Source organism: Paenibacillus paridis (assembly GCF_006345825.1).
GTDB lineage: Bacteria > Bacillota > Bacilli > Paenibacillales > Paenibacillaceae > Pristimantibacillus > Pristimantibacillus paridis.
This window is the reverse complement of the sequence record NZ_VCIX01000092.1, coordinates 1,594,606-1,613,402: the sequence shown is the minus strand read 5'-3', so window position 1 is coordinate 1,613,402 and position 18,797 is coordinate 1,594,606. Positions and strand designations below refer to the sequence as shown.

Annotated in this window: 12 protein-coding genes; 7 read left to right on the top strand and 5 right to left on the bottom strand. The window is 46.2% G+C overall.

What is annotated here, in order from left to right; genetic code table 11:
* Positions 1-97: 97 nt before the first annotated feature.
* Positions 98-619: an ABC transporter permease gene (locus tag FJQ58_RS29060; protein ID WP_139998847.1), complete on the top strand. Its 522-nt coding sequence runs from the start codon at positions 98-100 to the stop codon at positions 617-619.
* A gap of 68 nt (positions 620-687) precedes the next feature.
* On the opposite strand, the gene FJQ58_RS29055 is transcribed toward FJQ58_RS29060, so the two are convergent.
* Positions 688-2,457 carry a glycoside hydrolase family 2 protein gene (locus FJQ58_RS29055; protein WP_274382345.1) on the bottom strand — a complete coding sequence of 590 codons (1,770 nt, stop codon included), beginning with the start codon at positions 2,455-2,457 and terminating at the stop codon, positions 688-690.
* A gap of 285 nt (positions 2,458-2,742) precedes the next feature.
* Here FJQ58_RS29055 and FJQ58_RS29050 point away from each other — a divergent pair, with 285 nt between their 5' ends.
* Complete coding sequence (locus FJQ58_RS29050; protein ID WP_139998845.1) at positions 2,743-3,096, top strand: c-type cytochrome; 354 nt, start codon at positions 2,743-2,745, stop codon at positions 3,094-3,096.
* Between the two features lie 49 nt (positions 3,097-3,145).
* Here the strand turns inward: FJQ58_RS29050 and cydS are convergent, their stop codons facing one another.
* The 3 genes from cydS to FJQ58_RS29040 are packed head-to-tail and all read right to left on the bottom strand — an operon-like array spanning position 3,146 to position 5,642.
* The gene (gene cydS / locus FJQ58_RS33455) at positions 3,146-3,250 is read right to left on the bottom strand and encodes a cytochrome bd oxidase small subunit CydS family protein (RefSeq protein ID WP_420799867.1); all 105 of its coding nucleotides are present in this window, start codon (positions 3,248-3,250) and stop codon (positions 3,146-3,148) included.
* A gap of 29 nt (positions 3,251-3,279) precedes the next feature.
* On the bottom strand, positions 3,280-4,293 hold the full coding sequence (locus FJQ58_RS29045; RefSeq protein ID WP_139998843.1) for a cytochrome d ubiquinol oxidase subunit II: 1,014 nt from the start codon (positions 4,291-4,293) through the stop codon (positions 3,280-3,282).
* On the bottom strand, positions 4,290-5,642 hold the full coding sequence (locus FJQ58_RS29040; RefSeq protein WP_139998841.1) for a cytochrome ubiquinol oxidase subunit I: 1,353 nt from the start codon (positions 5,640-5,642) through the stop codon (positions 4,290-4,292). Before FJQ58_RS29040 ends, FJQ58_RS29045 begins: the two co-directional genes overlap by 4 nt.
* Before the next feature lie 674 nt (positions 5,643-6,316).
* Here FJQ58_RS29040 and FJQ58_RS29035 point away from each other — a divergent pair.
* Positions 6,317-10,204, top strand: coding sequence for a discoidin domain-containing protein (locus FJQ58_RS29035; protein ID WP_139998839.1), 3,888 nt, complete (start codon positions 6,317-6,319; stop codon positions 10,202-10,204).
* Positions 10,205-10,313: 109 nt separating this feature from the next.
* Here FJQ58_RS29035 and FJQ58_RS29030 read toward each other — a convergent pair whose 3' ends face one another.
* Positions 10,314-10,811, bottom strand: coding sequence for a MarR family winged helix-turn-helix transcriptional regulator (locus FJQ58_RS29030; RefSeq protein ID WP_420799866.1), 498 nt, complete (start codon positions 10,809-10,811; stop codon positions 10,314-10,316).
* Positions 10,812-11,020: 209 nt separating this feature from the next.
* Between FJQ58_RS29030 and uvrA the strand changes: the two genes are divergently transcribed.
* From uvrA to FJQ58_RS29010, 4 genes are all read left to right on the top strand, one after another.
* Positions 11,021-13,525 carry an excinuclease ABC subunit UvrA gene (uvrA, locus tag FJQ58_RS29025; protein ID WP_139998837.1) on the top strand — a complete coding sequence of 835 codons (2,505 nt, stop codon included), beginning with the start codon at positions 11,021-11,023 and terminating at the stop codon, positions 13,523-13,525.
* Positions 13,526-13,582: 57 nt separating this feature from the next.
* A complete protein-coding gene (locus tag FJQ58_RS29020; RefSeq protein WP_202915347.1) occupies positions 13,583-15,109 on the top strand; it encodes an MDR family MFS transporter in 1,527 nt (508 codons plus the stop codon).
* A 227-nt stretch (positions 15,110-15,336) separates the two neighbouring features.
* Positions 15,337-16,809, top strand: coding sequence for a protein adenylyltransferase SelO (locus tag FJQ58_RS29015; RefSeq protein WP_139998835.1), 1,473 nt, complete (start codon positions 15,337-15,339; stop codon positions 16,807-16,809).
* 355 nt (positions 16,810-17,164) lie between these two features.
* Entirely contained in the window at positions 17,165-18,643 is a 1,479-nt protein-coding gene (locus tag FJQ58_RS29010) for an Lsa family ABC-F type ribosomal protection protein (RefSeq protein ID WP_139998833.1), read from the top strand.
* Positions 18,644-18,797 lie beyond the last annotated feature (154 nt).

The window sequence follows — 18,797 nt, the reverse complement described above, 5'->3', positions numbered from 1 at the left end:
TTTTTAAAGCAAGGACGGGCTGATATCGTTTCTATTAGAATCTCTCTTCCATATGATAGTAAATGCTAGAATTAGCACACTACAAGGAGGAGAATGCATGACAATTAGAAGATCCAAGGTAGCAAAGAGCACTTGTACAACAATCGTCTGTAAAAAAACGGTTTGCAAAAAAGCGGTAAGCAGAAAGCGGGTATGTAAACCGATTAGAATCCGGAAATCAGCGTTTAGAGCGGTATCCGGTGCGGATCAAACGATCCTAGATGGCGTTTTTACCAAAGTGAGATACCAAGTGGAAGAATTGGATTTGAACAATGAATATAATTCAGCGACATCCACCTTCCGTCCCAAGCAGAATGGCATCTATTCTCTGTTTGCAAGTGTTTCTTTTGAAACCATCACACTTACACCTGTAGTTATGGATCTGCAGATTAGAATCAATGGCGTTCCCCGAATATCTGATCAAGAAAACTTCACCCCGAGAACAGGGCTGATAGATGCAGCAGGCATTATCCAATTACATGCACGTGATCGGGTAGAGGTATTTGCAAGGGCAACCGGGGAAAATGGAGATATACAAAGCGGCTTAGCCACACGTTTTGAAGGCGCTAGAATAAGCTAAGCAAGGCTGAATCTAAGCTAACAAAACAAGCCATTTCCTGAGGAAATGGCTTGTTCCCCTTTGAACAATTACTTTGCTGTATTTGCGGCTATCTTCTCGATAGCCGCAACGGTAGCATTAATACGGCGGATGATTTCAGGATCAAATTTGTGATTTCGATCGTAAGTCAGCAGACCATTAACTTCCTGTTCGACATCATAAAGCTGCGTATAGCAGAAGGCACAAATATACGGGTTTTCAAGCAGCGACAAAGTTAGGCCCTCATAACGGCTAATGAATTCCTGCTCCGTCTTCGGACGGTCGCCGTAACCCCAGCTCTTCTGGTCGGCTTGCCCCGGATTCCACCAAATTCCGCCATATTCACTGACAAAGTAAGGCTGCTCTTCGTATTTTTGCCGATCTGGGAAGGTTACATACCGTTCGCCGCCGCTTCGCATGGCCTCGTATTTCTCAGCAAACTTCTCCGGATTTTGCTCATAATCATGTATATCAAAAATATCGGTAACCACATGGAAGTTTCCGCTTGTGTCTATGACTGGACGGGTAGCATCCAATGATTTGGTTACTTGGTAAGTAATCCGCAGCACCTCATCATTTTGGCGGGTACCCTGCGGCCCGTCCCAGGTTTCATTAAATGGGCACCAGCCCACTAATGCCGGGCTATTGTAGTCACGTTTCACAATTTCAATCCACTCTGGCAAAAACTGCTGAAGCCCTTGAGCCGTTGTAATATCAAGTCCCCAGTTGGCATGCTCTCCCCAAACGATGTAGCCGAGTTGGTCTGCCCAATACAAGAAACGTGCTTCAAAAACTTTCTCGTGCAAGCGAGCGCCGTTAAAGCCCAGGCTCATTGACAATTCGATATCGCGCTTCAAATCTGCATCGGTAGGCGCTGTATAAATTCCGTCCGGATAAAAGCCTTGATCCAGCACTAAACGCTGAAACACAGGCTTGCCGTTAATCAATATCGCATTGTTATCCCATTTCACTGAACGAAGTCCAAAGTAGCTATCTACCTCATCAATGGTTTTCCCGTTTTGCTGTATCGATAATTTCAAGTCGTAGAGCTTAGGGGAGCCAATCTCCCATAAATGGCTCTCCGAGAGCTTAACAGACAGGCGGCTTTGGTTGCCGTTGATGATTGCGGATTGAGAGCCTACCGTTTTCCCATCAAACTCGGCTTCTACTGTAAAAGTGAAGCTATCAGAAGCAACGAACTCACCTTCGACATGCAGAGAATGATTATCGGGATCAGGCGTTAATTTGAATCCTTGGAGATAGTGCTGAGGGACAGCTTCTAGCCATACCGTCTGCCAAATTCCTGTTGTTCTCGTATAATCACAGCCATGCGAATGAAATAAAGCCGATTGCTTGCCTCGCGGTTGAAGACCTGAGCGGACATCGTCCTCCGCACATACGGTTAACACATTCGTTCCAGCAATAAGCAGGTGAGTGATATCAAGCGAAAATGAGGCATAACCGCCTCGATGCGTACCTGCAGATTTCCCGTTCACCCATACCTCGGTTTCATAATCAACGGCACCGAAATGAAGAAGAATGCGCTCGTCATTCCAGTCTGTAGGTATCGTCATTTCTTTGCGGTACCAAACGGCAGCCATAAAATCTTTGTTTTCAACGCCTGACAGCTTGCTCTCTGGACAGAAAGGAACCTTGATTTTATCTGCTAAAGCTTTAGTCTCGAACAGCTGGCGCTGTTTACCGCTTTGACCATTATCAATTTCAAACTCCCACTCGCCATTCAGGTTAAGCCACTTGGAGCGAACCATTTGGGGGCGGGGATATTCCGGGCGCGGAATGGCATGATTAGTTGCTGTCACAAAAATCCTCCTCTAAATTAAGTTAATTTAAAAGTTAATCATAAATACTAATGTTATTGTTCCCGTTCACAAGAACAGTATATTTAAAGCAGTAACGTATTGTCAATAAGAAATACTTAATGAGATTATCTCTTATAAGTAACATTAAAGTTAATTATATATTTTATATCCATTGGAACATGTTGGTTTAAATTCATAATCGGAAGCCTTAAATAGCTCCTTTTAGTCATTCAATAAAACGGCAAATTCGTTATGATAAATTTTAAATGAATAGGAGGGACGCTAATGAAGCAAAAATTAAAGCAGGTCACCGTCATGGGGGTCATCGCACTCACGGTTATGTTAACCGCTTGCGGCAGCACAGCAACGAATGATCGGGTGGAAAACAGCGATAGCTACGGGGAAGTTGTAGGAACCGGCGAAGCAGCCATTCTCTACAAAAAAATGTGTATTTCGTGCCATGGAGCGGAGCTGCAAGGAAGAGCCGGCCCTAATCTACAGAACGTTGGCGCCAGACTCTCAAATGAACAAATCGTTGAAGTGGTGACGAATGGGCGCAAGGGCATGCCAAAGTTTGGCAAAAGCATTACAGCTGAAGAAATCCAGCAGTTGGCTGACTGGTTATCAGAGCTTAAATAAAAGAACCCAACCCCGCTCGAAAGCAGGGTTGGGTTTGTTGGTTTGCAGATTATTCTTTGGGCTGCGTTTGACCTTTTGCGCCCCATAGAAATAAGAAAGCCACTGCGCAGAACACAATAAGCAAGGGGGCAACCATAATTAACAAAAACTCCATGCGAAGAATACCGCCTTTCGTTTTTCCTTTTATTTCCCTTTAACATAAGGAGTGTTAAACAAAAACAATCGCATCAACAGATAGAGTGAAGGGATCAGGAGCAATAAACCTAGTACAAACGCCACGATTAACGCAATAGCCATGGACTCATTCGTAAAGTTATCATGGATGGTTAAGTAGGGATACAAAATGTAAGGCAAATGCGCGGAGCCGTATCCATAAAAAGCGAAGGCAAATTGCAGCATTACGAAAATAAACGATAAACCAAGATTTTTCTTTTTCCAAACGAAATAGACAGCTAGCATAAAAAACAAAAAGGAAAAGGCGAACATCCATGATCGGTCAAGCATCTTCTCAAAATGCTCCCGATTATGGCCATGGATGGCAAAAAAGACGAGAAGGCTGCTCAGAATGGTCGGTAAGCTCCACGCAAGCGCATATTTTCGAACAATGTGAAATGCCGGAAGATCGCCTGCTTTATGTGCATAAAAGCTTAAAAACATAGCCGATATGTAAAGGACGCTCACAAGCGCAAGCAGTACGACGGACCAGGAATAGCTGCTTTGAAACAATTCTTTTACCAGAAACACTACTTTGCCATCCGCGGTTACTTCAATATATCCACCTTCAGAGATGGTCAATACGGTAGATAGCGCCGCTGGAATAAGCAGTCCGCTGGCTCCATACATAAGCGTATATATCTTCCGGCTGCGCGAGCCATAATGATTAAAGGCATAATAAGCACCACGTATGGCTAGCAATACGATGGCTATGCTTCCCGGTATAAGCAATGCTGTACCGTAATAATATGCCGTATCCGGAAAAAAACCGATAAACCCGACAAAAAAGAAAACGAGAAAAACATTCGTAACCTCCCACACCGGCGACAGATAACGGTCGATAATGGAATGAATCAGATGCCTCGTTCCTGTAATGGAGCTGTAATAACTGAAAAAACCAGCACCAAAGTCAATCGAAGCTACGATCAGATAACCAAACAGAAACGTCCAAAGTACGGTAATGCCAATCACCTCATAGCTCATAGCAGGTCGCGAGCCTCCTTATCGTATTTGGCCAGTTCATCCTCAGCCTGATTGTTTCGGAACATTTTCACTAGCACCCTTGCTGATGAAACCCCCAGTACAAGGTACAACAATGCAAATAGCCAAAGCATCAAGTCTACATGTCCTGAAGTTGTTGCCCCTTCCGATGTCCGCATGATGCCTCGCAAGATCCAAGGCTGTCTCCCAACCTCGGAAAATATCCAGCCATGCTCAATCGTGAGTATAGCAACAGGGGCAGCAACTACAATGGCGCGAAGAAGCCACCGGCGATACGTATTCCCTTTCTTTCGAATCATCTCTACAAGGAAGAGCAGGGAGACGAATACCATAAATGCGACATAGCCCATTTTGATATCAAACAAATAATGAATCCAAAGCGGCGGCCGTTCATCTTCCGGGAAATCGTTCAGTCCGATCACCTCCGCGAAGGGATTGCTATGAGCAAGGATGCTGAGTCCAAAGGGGATCTCCAGCCCAAAGCGAACCTGATTGTCTTCGGTCAGCACCCCGCCAAGCACAAGCGGCGCTTTGCCCATCGTTTCGAAATGCCATTCGGTTGCCGCCAGCTTCTCCGGCTGATACTTGGCCAAATACTTGCCGGATAAGTCACCAATGAGTGCCGTAGATACCATAAAAACAAACGCGCACACCATCGTTAGCTTTAATGCTTTTTTGTAATACACGTGATTTTTGCCTTTTAATAATGACCATGCTGTAATCGCTGCAAGCACAAAAGCACAAGTTAAGTAAGCAGAAGAGAGAACATGGGCAACCTTGGTGGGCATGGCCGGACTTAGCATAGCTGCAATCGGATTCACCTCGGAGATCTCCCCAGCCTTCAACGTGAAGCCGACAGGATAATTCATAAACGCATTAACAATGGTAATGAAAAAAGCTGATGCGGAAGAGCCAATAACGACGGGAATAAGCAGCCAGAAATGCGTCATCCGGCTTTTGAAACGGTCCCATGTATAAAGATAAATGCCTAGAAATATAGCTTCAAAAAAGAAAGCAAACGTTTCAAGAAACAGCGGCAGCGAAATCGATTGACCCGCGACCTGCATAAAGCTTGGCCATAGTAAACTTAACTGAAGCCCGATTGCGGTCCCCGTTACCACCCCAACGGCAACCGTAATGACGAAGCCGCGTGCCCAACGCCTGGCAAGCAGCAGGTAATGAAAATCATTTCGCCTAATGCCGATCCATTCAGCCAATGCAATCATAAGCGGCACGCCGACACCGATCGTCGCGTAAATGATATGAAAACCGAGAGTCAAAGAGGTCAAAATGCGGCTGAACATGACAGGATCATATCCGGTTAATAGCATAGCGTTCACTCCTTAGATGATTCATTCTTTTGTAATTGCTAACTAACCAGCTTGCGGATGATCGCCAATAGCATGAGCAGCGCTACGACCGCGCACAATATAATTAATTTTTTCTCTTGCTGGCGGGTACGGTCTTCAGAGCCTGATTTCATGATTTCACTCGCCTTCCTTTAATGTGATTTCATTCACAAGGGTATTAAGTAGGTTTTACTATATGGGGGCCTTGGCTCATTATGCCCTTAACCATGAGGATATAAAATAACTCGTTAGGGCTAAGTCCGATGTCAATTGCAACGAATTATTGAACAATGGAAAGAGGAAAAAAATGAGTGGTAAAAAAATTAGCCATGCCAGCAAGAACGGTTCCGCCAGTTGGGCGAGAGCATACTAGACCGAATCATTCACTAAAAAATTCAAAATGATCTTGGAATTACATACATATTGCGTAGGATTGCATCTTATAGCTTTGGCGGCACTGTCTCTATAATAAAAGGGTATGACATGGAAAGGAGGGCTAGTGGCTGTTTTATGTCCGTTAAAGAAAGGTGGGCCGGAAAGGAAGTAATACGAGTATGAATAATACTTAAAACAAGCAATTTTGCAAGCGCTATCATCCGTAGATATCATAAATTCATACATTTTATCGCAGACTACCAATATTGAGGAGGAATATAATGCGTAACAAGTATGTGGCATGGTCGCTGATCGTAACCATGCTGATTTCAACTCTGTTACTGTCTGCTGGTCCTTTTTCACCTGTATCTGCAGCAGGCGGTCCCAACCTGACACTGGGCAAAGATGTTACCGCGAGCGGCCAATCACAAACATATGCACCGGCTAATGTGAAGGACAGCAATGCAGCAACGTATTGGGAGAGTGCGAATAACGCCTTTCCCCAATGGATTCAAGTCGATTTAGGCGCAACTGCCAGCATTGACCAGATTGTGCTTAAGCTGCCGGCAGGCTGGGAAACGCGCACACAAACCATTGCTGTGCAAGGCAGCACGAACGGCTCCACATTTACAACGATTGTCGGCGCAGCCGGTTACACGTTCAATCCTTCGATAGCCGGAAATTCCGTTACCATTAATTTTGCAGCAGCAAACACGCGCTATGTTCGCCTGAACGTAACCGGGAACACGGAGTGGCCGGCTGCTCAGCTATCCGAATTCGAGATTTACGGTACGAACGGCCCAACTCCTTCTCCAACAACGACACCAACGCCTTCCGGCACCTACCAAGCTGAATCTGCTGCGCTCTCGGGCGGGGCGAAAGTAAACACGGACCATACCGGTTACTCCGGAACAGGCTTTGTTGACGGCTACTGGACGCAAGGGGCGACAACAACCTTCACGGTAAACGTAGCCTCCGCAGGAAACCGTGATGTAACGCTTAAATACGCCAATGCAAATGGCAGTGCCAGCACAATCAGCGTCTACGTTAACGGCACGAAAATTCGCCAGTCCTCGCTGCCTAATCTAGCGAACTGGGATACATGGGGCAATAAAGTAGAGGCACTAAATCTGAATGCAGGCAGCAACACCATCGCATATAAATACGACGCCGGTGATACCGGCAACATTAACCTTGATCAAATCACCATTTCCACGACTACTGTAACGCCTAGTCCAACTGTGACTCCGACACCTACAGTTGCACCTACTCCAACACCAACATCTACGGCAACGCCAGTTCCGACAATAGCTCCAACCCCAACTCCTACGGTTGCACCTACAGTTACACCGCTCCCAGGTGATAACCTTGCCGTGGGCAAACCCATTACTGCATCTTCAACCACGCTTTCCTTCGTGGCAGCAAACGCTAATGACAACAACAACACAACTTATTGGGAAGGTGGTGCAGCATCAAGCACGCTCACGCTTGATCTGGGTGCCAACCATGATATTACGTCTATTGTGCTAAAGTTAAATCCATCCTCCTCATGGGCTGCTCGCACACAAACGATTCAAGTGCTTGGCCACAATCAGAATACAACTACCTTCAGTAACCTAGTCTCATCGCAAACGTACACGTTTAATCCATCCACTGGCAATACGGTGACGATACCAGTAAGTGCAACGGTTAAACGATTACAATTGAGCATAACGGCGAATACAGGCGCTTCGGCTGGCCAAATTGCTGAGTTCCAAGTATTCGGCTCGCCAGGAACGAACCCTGATCTCCAGATTACAGGAATGACCTGGTCGCCTGTTTCTCCCATTGAGACTAACACGATCACGCTCAACGCAACCGTTAAAAATAACGGAAATGCCAGCTCCGCTGCAACGACCGTGAACTTCTACTTAAACAACGAACTTGCGGGCTCTGCAAACGTAGGCGCTCTGGCTGCTGGCGCTTCGGCATCTGTAAATCTGAATGCCGGCACGAAAGCAGCTGCCACCTATTCGGTCAACGCTAAGGTCGATGAGAACAATTTGATTATCGAGCAAAACGAAGCGAATAACAGCTACACGAACGCAACGCCGCTAATTGTCGCTCCTGTCGCAAGTGCCGATCTAGTCGGAGAGGTTTCGTGGACTCCAAGCAATCCTGTAGCTAATAATTCTGTAGCTTTTAACGTGAGCTTGAAAAATATCGGAAACATTGCAACAGCAAGCGGTTCACATGGCGTTGCTGTTGCTCTGAAAAATTCAGCAGGCTCGACGATCCAAACCTTTAATGGCTCATATAATGGCGCTTTAGCAGCCGGAGCTTCTGTCAACCTCTCCATTCCCGGAGCATGGACAGCAGCCACTGGCAGCTATACGGTTACCACGACAGTTGCAGCAGATGCCAATGAACTCGCCATCAAGCAACCCAATAATGTGAGCTCAACGGCATTGGTCGTTTATTCTGCCCGTGGGGCGAGCATGCCTTATACCAGGTATGATACCGACGATGCAACTAGAGGCGGAGGCGCAACGCTGCAATCTGCGCCTACATTCGATCAAGCCTTCATTGCATCGGAGGCTTCCGGGCAGCGCTATGTAGCACTGCCTGGGAGTGGTTCCTATCTCGAGTGGTCTGTTAGACAAGGAGAGGGAGGCGCCGGCGTAACGATGAGATTCACGATGCCAGACTCGGCAGATGGCATGGGTCTAAACGGCTCGCTTGACGTATATGTCAATGGAGTGAAAGCCAAGACCGTGCCTTTGACATCGTATTACAACTGGCAGTATTTCTCGAGCGATCAGCCTGCAGATACGCCTGCCGGTGGACGTCCGCTCTTCCGATTTGACGAGGTACATTTTAAAATGGACACACCGCTCCAGCCTGGCGATACGATCCGAATCCAGAAGAGCAATGCGGATAACCTTGAATATGGCGTCGATTTCATCGAAATCGAACCCGTGCCTGCAGCAATCGCACGTCCGGCCAATTCGGTTTCTGTTACCGATTTCGGAGCAATCGCTAATGATAGCTTAGATGATCTTGCAGCCTTTGAAGCTGCGGTAACTGCCGCTGTCGCAGGAAGCAAAACCTTGTATATTCCTGAAGGAACATTCCATCTTGGAAACATGTGGAAGATAGGCTCTGTCAGCAATATGATCAATGACATTACAATCGTAGGTGCTGGCATATGGCATACAAACATCCAGTTTACCAATCCAAATTCGGCATCGGGAGGCATTTCCTTCCGGGTTGAGGGCAAGCTTGATTTTAGCCATATCTATATGAATTCGAAACTACGGTCGCGTTATCATGAGAATGCGATTTACAAAGGATTTATGGACAATTTCGGTAAAAATTCAAAGGTGCACAACGTCTGGGTTGAACATTTTGAGTGCGGGTTCTGGGTAGGGGATTACGCGCATACACCTGCCATTTATGCCGATGGACTCATCATTGAAAACAGCCGGATTCGGAACAACCTTGCGGATGGGGTGAATTTCGCCCAGGGAACGAGCAATTCGACCGTACGCAACAGCAGCGTACGAAATAACGGAGATGACGGCCTTGCTGTCTGGACGAGTAACGTCAATGGTGCAAGGGCAGGCGTCAACAATACCTTCTCATTCAATACGATTGAGAATAACTGGCGTGCAGCAGGCATTGCATTTTTCGGAGGAGGCGGGCATAAAGCTACAAATAACCTGATCATCGATACCGTCGGCGGTTCCGGCATTAGAATGAACACGGTGTTCCCGGGTTATCATTTCCAGAACAACACAGGCATTCTTTTCTCGGATACGACGATTATTAACAGCGGAACCAGTAAAGACCTTTATAACGGGGAGCGAGGGGCCATCGATTTGGAGGCATCCAACGATTCCATCAAAAATGTAACGTTCACCAATATCGATATTATCAACACGCAGCGCAGTGCTATCCAGTTTGGTTATGGCGGCGGCTTTGAAAATATCGTATTTAACAACATTAACATTAATGGAACTGGACGTGACGGAATTCTAACTTCCCGGTTTACCTCGCCACATCCAGGCGCGGCTATCTATACCTATACAGGCAATGGTTCAGCCACGTTCAACAATTTGACGACCAGCAATATCGCACATCCTAACGTAAACTACATTCAAAATGGTTTTGGCCTAATCATTAATTAAGTGAATTCCTAATAGGTAGACTAACATTAAAGCATACTGGTAAGAAGGACGATACCCGAGGTCATTTGACTGATCGGCGTACCGTCCTTTTTGTTGATGATAGCAAGCTTCAAGAAGAAGACTTGCCGTTTGTCTTGGAGCTAAGGTATTGAATTTGATCCTCAAGGACCGCACTTGCCCGGTCTAAAAATTGCGTAATGAGCAAAAGTTCTTCGTCGCTATAAGAGGAAGCAAGCTTGACCATTTCGGCATGAAGGGGCAGGTACGTATTGCTGATTTCTTCTCTATTCTCATACATAGGGACAATGATGACTTTGCGACGGTCGTTGGGATCATTCTCCCTGCGGACAAAGCCGTTCTTTTCCAATCTATCGATTAATGAGGTTACGCTTCCCGTAGCTAGCCCGGTTAGCTTGGAGAGCTCGCCAGCGGTAATCGGGCCTTTCTCACGCAAAATATCGACGGATAAAAAATCATTATTGTATAAACCTAGGGAAGCCGCTACGTTTTGCTGATATAAGACCGTGCGAGAGCCCAATCCCCGCATGCGCAGAGTGAAATTTTCTTGCAGCTCTGTTGGTTGATCTTGTCCTCCATGGCTTGACAAATAACAACCCTCCTTTTAAGATATAATTTATCTCGACCATCGAGATACTTTGTATTCAAGATACTAGACATTCATTTGTTTAATCAAATTAATTTTAACGAAAACAGGACTGAAATGCAAAGTTACTAAGCTTTTACTTAGTAAAAAAGCAGTTGTACCGCTAGTTTCGAAATGGATCCATTCGAAAAGATACACGAGGAGGCGTTATTGTGAAAGACACGATTGTGATTAAAGGTGCGCGGGAAAACAACCTGAAGAGTATCTCGCTATCGATTCCGAAATACAAGCTTGTTGTTCTGACAGGCCCATCAGGCTCAGGCAAATCGACGTTGGCGATGGATACCCTCCAGAGAGAATGCCAAAGACAGTATATGGAGTCCATGGGCTTGGCGTCAGATTCCATTCGTAAGCCTAAAGTCGAGTCGATTGAAGGCTTGTCTCCGTCCATTAGCGTCGGGCAGCATGTAACGAACCGTAATCCGCGCTCGACAGTTGGCACTGTAACAGATATTTATACGTACGTCCGTTTTATCTTCTCGAGGCTCGGAGCGCGAATTTGCTTATCCTGCAGCGGCAGCATTCCGCCAACCTTTGAACCTGCGGGTCTAATGGCTGAAGAAGACGAGAGTATGGGTCGTCAGACCATAAAATGTCCTCATTGCCATGCAGAGCTTGAAAAGCTTGGAATGTCGCACTTCTCCTTTAATAAACCGGAGGGAGCATGCGGCTCCTGCAGCGGACTTGGACATGTGGCAAGCATCAATAAAGCAGCTGTTTTTCATCCGGAGCTTAGTTTGCGCGGCGGGGGAGTTGCTTCGCTGAACGGCGTCCATCGCGATATTCAAATCCGAATACTCCTGGCGGCAGCCAAGCATTACGGCTTTGACCTTGATCCTGATCAACCTTTGAAGGAGTTCGGTGAAATTCAACGGGATTTGCTGTACTACGGAGTCGAGAGCGAGGCGTTCAAACGTCATTATCCGAATGTCAAACCGGTTCAAGGCACGAAATTCGAAGGCGTCATACCCGGATTATGGCGGCGTTACAAGGAGAAAGAAGGGGAGGCTGGCGCCCAAGAAAAAGACGGAGGTTTCTTTCATGAGCAGCTTTGCCCGGATTGCCTTGGAGCGCGCCTGAAGCTAGAAATTCGCCTTGTTCAAGTGGCTGACGCAACGATCTCTGATGTATCCGGGTGGTCTCTTGGCGAGGTATACGCATGGACAAGAGGACTGGAGGCTGAATTGCCCGCTGAAGGTCTTCATCTGCTTGAACCGATCCTTCAAGACATGCCCATAAGGCTCAAAAGAATTATGGATGTCGGGCTCGGCTATCTGTCCCTGAACCGCCAAACCGTTACGTTGTCCGGCGGAGAAGCACAGCGCCTGCGGCTTGCTTCGCTTCTTGGCTCGGGACTGACAGGCGTACTCTATATTCTTGACGAACCAACGACCGGTCTTCATCCCCGGGATACTGTTGGGCTCATTCGCGTGCTTCAGGAGCTGCGTGATCTCGGCAATACCGTGCTTGTGATCGAGCATGATATCGAAATGATGCGTGCTGCCGATCATATCATCGATATAGGTCCGGGTGCAGGCGTTTATGGAGGAACCGTTGTAGGTGAAGGCAGCGTGGAGGATTTGATGGCGAGCTCGGAATCGGTGACAGGAGCTTATTTACGCGAAGAAGGACGGGAAATTCCAACACGCTTGCGACGTGAGGGAAATGGAAAGCAAATTACGATTCAGGGAGCGCAAATTAGAAATATCGATATCCCCTTGGTAGCTTTTCCGTTAGGCAGCTTGGTGTCCGTAACCGGAGTATCGGGATCAGGTAAATCTACGCTTGTATTCGATGTTTTAGCGCAAGGAAATACAATGAAAAAGGAACCAAAAGGCTTCAATCAGATCGCAGGCTTAGAGCATGTCGGCCATATCGTCATCTTTGACCAGACGCCAATGGGCAGAATGCAGCGCTCGAATGTCGCGACCTATACGGAGGTATTTACCCATTTGCGACAGCTGTTTGCTGGATTGCCGGAAGCGAAGAGACGTAAGCTGACCTCAAAGCATTTTTCTTTTAATACGCCTGGCGGACGATGCGAGACATGCCAGGGCCTCGGCGTGCTTTCCATTGATATGAATTTCTTGCCCGATTTAGAGGTGAAGTGCCATGATTGCAAAGGTCGCAGGTTTACGGACGAAGTGCTGGAGGTACAGTACGAAGGCTTCTCCATTTCGGACCTTTTGAACATGTCGGTTCAGGAAAGCCTGCCTATCTTGCAATCGGAGAGCAAAATATCCGGTCTGATCTCGATGCTGTGCGAGGTTGGGCTTGGTTATTTGAAGTGGGGACAGTCGGTCAAAACCTTATCCGGCGGTGAAGGGCAGCGAATCAGATTGGCGAAAGAGCTTAGCAAGCCTTCCAAAAATCACACCCTCTATCTGCTGGATGAACCGACGACCGGACTCCATCCCTCAGATATTAAACAGCTTCAAGTATTGCTAAATAAGCTGGTCGATTCAGGAAATACAGTCGTTATTGTCGAGCATAGCTTGGAACTAATCCGAGAGTCGGATTGGGTGATCGATATCGGCCCAGAAGGCGGAGCAGCCGGCGGTAAGCTGGTAGCCACAGGCACGCCAGAACAGGTAGCGGAAGTTTCTGCTTCTTATACGGGCATGTTCCTGAGACGGATTTTGGCAGAAGGGCTTTAATGACTGGCTAATTTAACATTGGTTAAGCAAGCAGAGGAATGTGGAGGTTACAAATGGATGTTGGCTAAAAAAAATAATGTAGCAGTAATTATCGTGGCTTTGCTGCTGGCCACGCTTATGGCTTCGATGGATAATACGATAACAGCAACTGCAATCGGAACCATCGTCGGCGACTTAGGCGGCTTTGACAAATTAATGTGGGTAACGTCTGCATATATGGTAGCAGAAATGGCTGGCATGCCCATCTTCGGTAAACTTTCCGATATGTATGGCCGCAAGCGCTTTTTCATCTTCGGAATTATTGTATTTATGCTTGGTTCTGCTTTATGCGGTACAGCAGAATCAATCGTGCAACTCAGCATTTATCGCGCGATCCAGGGCATTGGGGGCGGTGCGCTCGTTCCGATCGCATTTACGATCATGTTCGATGTAGTCGCTCCGGAAAAACGGGGCAAGATCGGCGGTTTATTTGGTACCGCCTATGGCATTTCCAGCATTTTCGGCCCCCTAATCGGCGGCTATATTACGGATTATGTTCATTGGTCTTGGATATTCTATATCAACCTGCCCATTGGACTTATCGCATTTGGGATGATTGTTTTCTTCTACAAAGAATCAATCGTACATTCCAAGCAAAAAATCGACTATCTTGGTGCATTTGCGCTTGTCGCCTCTATCCTTTGCCTTATGTTTGCCATTGAACTTGGCGGCAAGGAGTATGCTTGGAACTCCAGTATGATCATTGGATTGTTCTTTGCATTCGCAGTGCTTATCGTTGGTTTTATATTTATCGAACGCCGTGCGCAAGAACCGATCATTACCTTCGGCATGTTCAAGAACCGGCTTTACACCACAAGCAATCTGATGGCTTTATTCAGTGGAGCTGCCTTTATTACCGCTTCCGTCTATATCCCAATCTTTATCCAGGGTGTTTTTGGAGGCTCGGCAACGAGCTCAGCACTTGTCCTACTTCCAATGATGCTCGGTTCCGTAGTTACGGCTGCTGGCGGCGGATTTTTACTTGCCAAGTTTAATTACCGTACTATCATGATATCCACCTTAGCGCTGCTTGTTGTTGGGATTGCATTGCTAGCCACGCTGACAACCGATTCTTCACGGCTATTAGTTACTATTTATATGGTCTTGGTCGGTCTAGGCATCGGTTCGTCATTTTCAGTACTCAGCAATGCAGCCATTCATGGGTTTGCAGCAAGGCAGCGGGGGTCTGCCAGTTCGACCCTAAGCTTTACGCGTGAGCTTGGAATGACGCTTGGCATTACCGTATTCGGCATAATTCAAAGTCATGTATTTACGAATAAACTCTCTTCCATGTTCGACAGTGGAGAACAAGCAAATGGAAGCATTGACCTAAGCGATCCGAGTCAAATTTTAACACCGGATACGCGCGATAACATTCCTCCTCAGATTCTTGATAAAATAACAGAGGCCTTGTCCTCATCGCTTGTCCATACTTTTGCTTGGGCACTCATACCGTCTGTCATTGCTCTCATTGCTGCTTTGGCCATGAGCAAAGAAAAATTCGACCCGGCTTCCGAGTTGGAAGAATACACCGCTTCTCATTAAATCGAAACGCGACAAAAACGGCCAACCCTCGTCTTCTTCATGAGATGAGGGTTGTTTTTGTGCGATTAGTCTTTAAAGTGAAATCTACTAGCATTCATAGAATAAAATCTGTAAACTCAGCATGAAAAGGGTATAATAAAACAATCAAAGTATACACTATACAAGCTAACAGGCTGTGATATTAATCGTAAATCACTACATTTCATTTGCCTATAAAAGGAGATCCAATGACAGATACTAATGCAATCATAGATTCGGGATGGAACTTTGACAATAGCTATGCACGTCTGCCGCAAACCCTTTACACAAGCCTCGACTTAAATCCCGTACGTTCACCAAAGCTAATCATTTTTAATGATACGCTGGCAGCATCACTTGGATTGAACGCTGAAGCGTTGCAAAGCAAGGAAGGCATAGCTTCGCTCGCTGGAAACCAAACGCCGGAAGGAGCCATGCCGCTTGCTCAAGCCTATGCGGGACATCAATTCGGTCATTTTAATCGGTTAGGCGACGGCCGGGCTTTGTTGCTAGGTGAGCAGATCACGCCGATAGGCGAGCGGTTTGACATTCAGCTGAAGGGCTCAGGCAAAACGCCATACTCCCGTGGTGGCGATGGGCGTGCGGCACTGGGACCCATGCTTCGCGAGTACATCATTAGCGAAGCTATGCATGCGCTTGGCATTGCGACAACGCGAAGTCTTGCGGTCGTGACTACCGGTGAATCCATTTACCGTGGAACCGAGGAGCCCGGTGCCATTTTAACAAGGGTGGCTTCTAGTCATATTCGCGTTGGCACCTTTCAATTTGCAGCCCAATGGGGGACGACAGAAGAGCTTCAGGCACTGGCAGATTACACCTTGCAGCGGCATTTCCCGGACGTAGACCCTGATCAGAACCGCTATCTAGCCCTATTGCAAAAGGTGATTAAGCGCCAAGCTGCACTGATTGCCAAATGGCAGCTCGTTGGCTTTATTCACGGTGTCATGAACACCGACAACATGGCACTGAGCGGAGAAACCATTGATTATGGGCCTTGTGCCTTCATGGATGCTTATGACCCTGCAACGGTATTCAGTTCCATTGACTCTCATGGCCGTTACGCTTATGGGAATCAACCTCCAATTGCTGCTTGGAATTTGGCAAGACTTGCCGAAGCACTGTTGCCTTTGCTGCATGACAATGAGCAGCAGGCTATAGCCTTGGCCGAAGAGGCGCTTTCCGAATTTATTGATTTGTATCAGCTTAAATGGCTGACGGGAATGAAGGCGAAACTGGGCCTTTTCAATGAGGATTCCGAAGATAAAACGCTGATTGAACGCTTGCTTACGATCATGCAGCAGCATGGTGCGGACTACACCAATACCTTCCGAGCATTAACATTTGATAAGCTGTCAGGAGAGGCTTTATTCGAAACGTCGGAGTTTGTAAACTGGTATGCGTTATGGCAAGAAAGACTTGGGAAGCAGCAGCAATCAAAAGAATCGTCGCTTCAATTGATGCGCAAGAGCAATCCCGCTCTGATCCCGCGCAACCATAGAGTCGAAGAGGCGCTGGAAGCAGCTGTGCTAGGAGATTTTAGCGTGATGGAACGGCTGCTTGCGGCTCTTGCGAATCCATACGCACACACGGCTGAGCAGGCTGAATATGCCACATTGCCAGTGGACTCCAACCAAAATTACCAAACCTATTGCGGCACCTGATTGTTGCAGCAGCTTCAAGCACCAAACAGAAGCAGGCCATATGTATAACAATATCCATGCAATGGGGAACTTGATATTGAAAAAAAGATATGATAGACTACTCCTAATTTAATGAATGGAGCTGAAAAGAATAATGTAGAAATTTTCTTGCGATCAATATAAAAAATAAAACAACAAAAGCGATTGGTTTATTTCGTTTGTTTTATTGTTTATATGCAAGAAAGTTACTACTTCTTTTCACTCAAACGATATCCTTTTCTGACCCTATAATGGGTTGGATTTGCTGTATTTATTTGAGCTACAAGAAAGTAACTTTCTTGTAGCTCTTTTATTTTCTATACAGGAGGATGATTTCATGTCATTAATTAATGTTACAAACCTTACGTTCGCCTATGAGGGCAGCTACGATAACATATTTGAAAACGTGAATTTTCAAATCGATACCGATTGGAAATTAGGATTTACAGGAAGAAACGGCAGAGGGAAAACGACCTTTCTCCAGCTGCTGCTTGGCAAATACGAATACAGCGGCACTATTTCGGCTAAGGTCACCTTTGAGTATTTTCCTTTCCCAGTAGAGAATAAGGAAAACAATACGATTGATGTGATCACTGACATTTTCCCCGATTATATCCACTGGCAGCTTATGCGAGAGCTTTCTTTGCTTAAGGTTTCTGAAGATGTGTTGTATCGGCCCTTTGTTTCATTGTCGAACGGAGAACAAACGAAAGTGCTGCTGGCTGCATTATTCATCAAGGAAAATAGCTTTCTGCTGATTGATGAACCGACTAATCATCTGGACATGAATGCCAGAAAACTGGTCAGCGATTATCTCAATTCAAAAAGCGGCTATATTTTGGTTTCTCATGACAGGTCATTTCTAGATAACTGCGTAGACCATATTATATCTATCAATAAAACAAACATTGAAATTCAAAAAGGGAATTTTTCAAGTTGGTGGGAAAACAAACAAAGACAAGACAACTTTGAGCTTGCCGAGAACGAAAAACTTAGAAAAGACATTAAACGCTTGTCGAATTCCGCTAGGCGGACAGGGAACTGGTCACACGAAGTGGAAAAAACAAAAAACGGTACAAGAAACTCCGGCTCTAAGGTTGATAAAGGCTATATTGGCCATAAGGCCGCTAAAATGATGAAACGTTCCAAAAACATTGAGCAGCGGCAGCAATCGGCTATCGATGAAAAGTCTAAGCTCCTTAAAAATATCGAAAATGCGGAAGGACTCGAGATTTCACAGCTTGCTTTTCATAAAAGCCAGCTTGCTGAACTGGATCAGGTTTCGATTTTTTACGGCGAACGAAAAGTATGTACCGATGTGAGTTTTACGATTGAGCTAGGTGAGCGCATTGCTCTTTCCGGCCAGAACGGCTCTGGCAAATCAAGCATAATCAAGCTACTTTGCGGGGAGGAGCTAAGCTATACGGGCACCTGCCGGAAGGATAGCCTGTTGAAGATATCCTATGTGTCACAGGATACCTCCCATCTTCAAGGCAGTTTGTCCGACTATGCTGCCAGCAGCGGAATTGACGAGAGCCTTTTTAAATCGATTTTAAGAAAGCTTGATTTTTCCAGAACTCAGTTCGAAAAAGATATTTCCGCCTTCAGCGGAGGCCAAAAGAAGAAGGTGCTTATTGCAAAAAGTTTAAGCGAACAAGTTCATTTGCATATTTGGGACGAACCGCTCAACTTTATTGACATTATTTCGCGCATGCAAATTGAAGAGCTGCTGCTGGAATACGCACCTACCATTTTGTTTGTGGAGCATGACAGGGAATTTTGCAATAACATCGCAACAAAGATTGTTAAGCTGTAATTTTTATTTAACATTGGGAAGCAATCCCGTGGTTGTGAAACGGCAGTCTGGAAGTCATCTTAAAGATGACCTCCAGCGCTATTACGTTGAAAGCCTCAAAACCGGATGTTCCATAGGTTACTTTATTGATATCTAGGCGACTAGCAAATGGCTC